Source organism: Halomonas sp. 707D4, from assembly GCF_024158685.1.
Taxonomy (GTDB): domain Bacteria; phylum Pseudomonadota; class Gammaproteobacteria; order Pseudomonadales; family Halomonadaceae; genus Vreelandella.
In genome coordinates, this window is record NZ_JAMZBD010000220.1 from 1 (window position 1) to 5,161 (window position 5,161).

Genomic DNA, 5,161 nt, shown 5'->3' on the forward strand with positions numbered 1-5,161 from the left:
GACCTGGAGGAGCAGCTTTTCTGGGGAGCCCAGGCGAGCATATCCGCCGCCGGCCCTTCGGTGATCGCCCAGTTGCTGTTCGAGAGCGACAGCGGCAAGTTCGTCGCGGCGCTGAGTGCGGCGGACGTGAACCTCGACATCGATTTCAGCGGTCAGCCGGCTGATTTCGGTTTCCAGCCCTGGATACTCTCGCTGCAGTACAACGAGGACCTGTGGAGCGTGACCGGCGAGTATGCGCTGCGCAACCAGTACCTGCACGGCAGCGCGCCGCGCACCTTCGACGCTACCGGAGAGAGCTGGTACCTGCAGTACGAACGGCGCCTGACGCCGGAATGGAGCTGGCTGCTGCGCTACGACAGCCTGGTCAACGACCGCCAGGATCGCTCGGGACGCCAGTACGAGCGCAGCGGTCTCGGCCCGAGGTATTCCCAGTTCGCCGACGACATCACCACCGGCGTGCAGTGGATGCCCACGGCAAACCTTATGCTTGCGGCGGAATACCACTATATTGATGGCACGGGCTGGTTGCCGACCCGTGATAACGCCAACCCCTGGGAGGCGAGCAAGCATTGGAACATGCTGCTGTTACAACTTTCACTGCGTTTTTGAGCGTCGGTCATCGGGGTACGAACATCTATGCAAGCCACTGCAACTCGGCGCGCGCCTCGCTGGCTAAGTCTTACCTGGCGGGTGGTAGCCCTTAGCAGTCTTCTCCTTCTGGCGCTGGTGGCGCTGTTCGTCTGGCTGGGTCAGCACTACCTGACCCAGCAGCTGGAATCGACGCGCCTGCAGCACCACGAACGCCAGCAGCGCGAGATTCGCCTGGCCATGCAGCGCTCGAGCGATGGCCTGCGCCAGTTGGCAGGCCTGACCGCGGCGGCGCCAGAGCTCGGCAACGCACTGCTGGACGACGACAGCGCCGAACTCGACGACCTGCTGAGCGCGCAGTGGCCGGCGCTTCAGCTCGAAGGCGGCGTGGACAACATCTACATCTACAACCGGGCCGGCGAGCAGGTGATCCACTTCGGCATCAGCGGCGGCACCCCGCTGTTTCCTGCTCGGCGCTGGATCGACGACGTGCTGAACACGGAAGCGCCGATCACCACGCTGCGCTGCGCCCTCGCCTGCCAGCAGTTCGCCGCCGTGCCGGTGCTGCTCGACGGGGAAAGCCGGGGCGTGGTGATCTTCACCCGCGATCTCGCCGATGTGATGCGCGAGGTGAAGGCGGTTTCGGGCAGCGAAATCGCGCTGATGGTCACCGGCAACCTGGAGAACGAGGCCCAGCCGCAGGGCCCGCGAATTCCCGAATGGAACGGTCAGATCATCGCCCTGACCCGCGTCGAGCAGACGCTGCCGATCCTTCAGACCGCTGCGGCCGAGACCTCCATCTACCAGTTGGTGAACGCACCCTACAGCGCGCACCATGACAACCGCTACCTCGAGGTCAGCGCCGTCTACATGCAGGATGACAGCGACTGGCGCAGCACCGGCTACTTCCTGCTGGTGGCGGACACGTCGCTTGCGATGATCTCGATTCAGGCCGCGACCCAGGGGCTCCTGCTGGTCGGTGTGATCGGCTGGCTGTTGGCGGAGCTTCTGCTGCTGATGATTCTGCTGCGCCCGATGGCGCGGCTTCGCGGCGTGGCGGACCTGCTCCCCACCCTGGCCCGGGGCGAGTTCGAGCAGGTGCGCGAGCGCCTGCTTCCTTCCAGGTCGCACTGGAAAAACGAGATCGACGTGCTGGAGGAGGCGACCCGCACTCTCTCGGTGCAGCTGCAAACCCTGCAGGGCCACGTCAACGAACGCAACAGCGAGCTCTCCACGCGCATCGACGAGCTGGCCCGCGAGCGCGACTTCGTCAACGGACTGCTCAATACCGCCCAGGTATTCATCATCGCCCAGGACAAGCAGGGCTGCATTCGCCTGGCCAACAGCTACACCTACCAGGCGCTGGGGCTGGAGGAGAGCGATCTCGTCGGCCGTCACTTCGACGACGTGTTCAATCGCCCCCAACCGGTGAGCAGCGCGCCCTGGAGTACCGGCATCCCGCAGCGTCCGCTGCCCGAGGAGAGCACCTTCAGGGTGTGCACACGCCAATTGGCGACCGCGGTGTGGTATCACGCCTCGCTCGGCCAGACCGGCACCGCGACGCTTGCGCGCATCTCGGTGGGTCTCGACATCACCGAGCGCAAGGCCGCCGAGGCGCGCCTGACCTGGCTCGCCGAGCGCGACACCACCACCGAGCTCTACAACCGGCGCTATTTTCAGGACGCGCTGATGGCCACGCTCGCCCAGCACGCCGAGGTCGCCGTACTGCTGTTGGATCTCGACCGGTTCAAGGAGATCAACGAGCTCAGCGGCCACCACGTGGGTGACCGGCTACTCAAGGACGTGGCGTTCACGCTCAGCGCCAACCTCGGCCAGCGCAGCACCATCGCAAGGCTGGGCGGCGACGAATTCGCGCTGCTGATGACGGACATCAACAGCGAGCAGGCCATCAAGGTCGCCGAGTACGTGATCCAGTTGATCAACGCGATCGAGTTCAGCGCCGCCGGGCGCAAGCATCACATCGGCGCAAGTGTGGGCATCGCCCTGTTTCCGATGCACGGCCAGACCCCGGAAGACCTGCTGGCCAGCGCCGACATCGCCATGTACAAGGCCAAGGAGCGCGGCAGCCCCCACTGGCACCTGCTCTCCATGGTGGAGAACGCCAAGGACGAGCTGCAGGAGCGCGTCTACTGGATCGAGCGCATTCGCCAGGCCCTCGAGCACGACGAGTTCGAGATCTGGGTGCAGCCCATCGTTCGCCTCGACGACCGCTCGGTCAAGCATTTCGAAGTGCTGCTGCGCATGCGCAACGCCGACACGAGCCTGGTGACGCCGGCCCATTTCATTCCCGTCGCCGAGCAGAGCGGGCTGATCACCCAGGTGGATCGCTGGGTGATTCGCCACAGCCTGCAAGCGCTGCACGCGTTGCAGGGCCGCGGCATCTCGCTGTCGGTGAACCTGTCGGGGCAGTCGCTCCACGATCACGGCTTGCCGCAATACCTGATGGACGAATTTCAGGAGAGTCAGGCCGACCCGCACCACCTGATCCTGGAGGTCACCGAAACCGCCGCCATCACCGATTTTTCGGTGGCCCACAACGTGCTGCAAAAATTTCGCCAGCTCGGCTGCCGAACGGCGCTGGACGACTTCGGCGTGGGGTTCAGCAGCTTCCACTACCTGGGCCAACTGCCCGTGGACTACATCAAGATCGACGGCTCGTTCATTCGCAACCTGCTGGTCAATCCTGACAGTCACACCATCGTCAAGGCGATCTCGGACATCGCCAAGGGCTTCGGCAAGCAGACCATCGCCGAATTCGTCGACCAGGAGGAGCTGTTGCCGCTGCTGCAGGAGCACGGCATTCACTATGCCCAGGGGTACCACCTGGGCAGGCCCATGCCCTTGACCCTCCTGCTCGACGGCCGCGTCCATGAGTGAGCCCTTCGGTTCGAACGACAACCGGGTCCTCAACCAGAGCCTGGCGACGCTGATCGAGAAGGCGCCGCCGCTAAAGCCCGACCACCTGGACGTGGACGTCTTCGCGCGGCGCTTCGAACTCGTCATCGCCCATAGCGACGCGGCGCGCGAGCGCGCCTTCGCACTGCGCCACCGGGTGTTTCGCGAGGAGCTCAAGTACCAGCTCGGCGCCGGCCGGGCGTTCCTGGAGCACGACGAGTACGACCACAACAGCGTGCTGTGCCTGCTCAAGCATCGCGAGAGCGGGCTGGATGCCGGCTGCCTGCGGGTGGTTCTGGTCCCCGACGCCTTCAAGAAGCTGCCCTTCGAGGGCTATTACGACCTGGCGCTTCTGACCTCGCCGCTGTCGCCGCGCGCCTTCGAGCGCAGCGAGATCTGCGAGGTATCGCGCCTGGCGGTACATCCGGCGTTTCGCAAGAAAAGCGCCGACCCCGGCGAGCGGGGCTGGCGCCATGAAAGCCCGGCGATGATCAGCCTGAGCCTGTTCCTCGCCGCCACGGCGCTGGTGGGGCTACTCGGCACGCCCAACGTGTTCGCGGTGCTCGAGCCCAAGTTCAACCGCATGCTGGGCGCGGCAGGACTGCGCTTCGAGCAGATCGGCGAAATCATCGAGTACTGCGGCAAGCGCGCACCCTACTACATCCATCAGCCCACCGCCGAATGCCTGCTGCCCGACGCCCTGCGCCCGCTGTTCGAGTGGATTCGCGCACGGCTCACCATTGAGTTCGACCCACCCCGCTGATCCTTGGCTACTTCATCTCGAAGCCGCGCTCGACGAGAAACTCGCGCATGTGCGCGCGCAGCTTGGTCTCGAACAGCGGGGTCAGGTTGTGCGACCAGTCGGTATCCTTGTTGGCGCTGCTGCGCGCGCGGTAGTAGGTGCGCATGGTGTCGTCGAAGGCCGCGACCTCGGCGGCATCCTCCTGGTAGACCTCCTCCTTGAGCACCGCCTCCACGGGCAGGCGCGGCTTGATTTCGGGAATGCGCTCGGGCTCGGGATAGCCGATGCACAGGCCGAACACCGGATAGACGTGATCCGGCAGGTGCAGAAGTTCGCTCACCGCGCCCGGGTTGTTGCGCAGCCCGCCGATGTAGCAGATGCCAAGCCCGACAGATTCCGCCGCCACGACCACGTTCTGGGCCACCAGGGCGGTATCCACCGTGGCCACCAGAAGCTGCTCGGTCATGCCGGAAATCACCTCCGCGCCGGCGCGCTCGGCGGCCTCGAGGGGGCGCTTCATGTCGGCGCAGAACACCAGGAAGGTGGACGCATCGGCGACGTAGGGCTGTCCGCCGGCGAGTTCGGCAAGCTTCTCGCGGCTTTCCCGCGACTGCACGTGAATGATGCTGTAGGCCTGCACATGACTGGAGGTCGCCGCCCCCTGCCCGGCCTTTATCAGCTCGACCAGAAGCTCCCGGGGGATCTTCTGGTCTTTAAAGGCACGAATGGAGCGGTGAGATTTCAGCAGTTCGATCGTATCGTTCATAGGTCCTCGGTTATCCTCGTGACGTCGTCGCAGATGACGCCTGCGCCTTCATTTGTGCGCTAATAAAATAGCCGGTAACTGGCTATACTGGAAAAAAACGCTGCATCCCCTCAGCCGATGCCTGGAAATCGCCATGACCTCGACACCAC

Annotated in this window: 3 protein-coding genes and 1 pseudogene; 3 read left to right on the top strand and 1 reads right to left on the bottom strand. The window is 64.7% G+C overall.

Annotated elements, in window-relative coordinates:
• From BIS11_RS10480 to BIS11_RS10490, 3 genes and pseudogenes are all read left to right on the top strand, one after another.
• A pseudogene (locus tag BIS11_RS10480) lies at nucleotides 1-609 on the top strand (OprO/OprP family phosphate-selective porin); the annotation flags it as partial.
• Nucleotides 610-636: 27 nt separating this feature from the next.
• Complete coding sequence (locus BIS11_RS10485) at nucleotides 637-3,486, top strand: EAL domain-containing protein (protein WP_253425615.1); 2,850 nt, start codon at nucleotides 637-639, stop codon at nucleotides 3,484-3,486.
• Nucleotides 3,479-4,267 (top strand): PEP-CTERM/exosortase system-associated acyltransferase, encoded by a 789-nt coding sequence (locus tag BIS11_RS10490; RefSeq protein ID WP_253425618.1) that lies wholly within the window; start codon nucleotides 3,479-3,481, stop codon nucleotides 4,265-4,267. Before BIS11_RS10485 ends, BIS11_RS10490 begins: the two co-directional genes overlap by 8 nt.
• 7 nt (nucleotides 4,268-4,274) lie before the next feature.
• On the opposite strand, the gene nfsA is transcribed toward BIS11_RS10490, so the two are convergent.
• Nucleotides 4,275-5,012, bottom strand: a complete 738-nt coding sequence (nfsA, locus tag BIS11_RS10495; protein WP_253586020.1) for an oxygen-insensitive NADPH nitroreductase — start codon at nucleotides 5,010-5,012, stop codon at nucleotides 4,275-4,277.
• Nucleotides 5,013-5,161 lie beyond the last annotated feature (149 nt).

Excerpts from the sequence above, each read along its gene's own strand:
- BIS11_RS10485 (WP_253425615.1), top strand. The coding sequence starts at position 637 with ATGCAAGCCACTGCAACTCGGCGCGCGCCTCGCTGGCTAAGTCTTACC.
- BIS11_RS10490 (WP_253425618.1), top strand. The coding sequence starts at position 3,479 with ATGAGTGAGCCCTTCGGTTCGAACGACAACCGGGTCCTCAACCAGAGC.
- nfsA (WP_253586020.1), bottom strand. The coding sequence starts at position 5,012 with ATGAACGATACGATCGAACTGCTGAAATCTCACCGCTCCATTCGTGCC.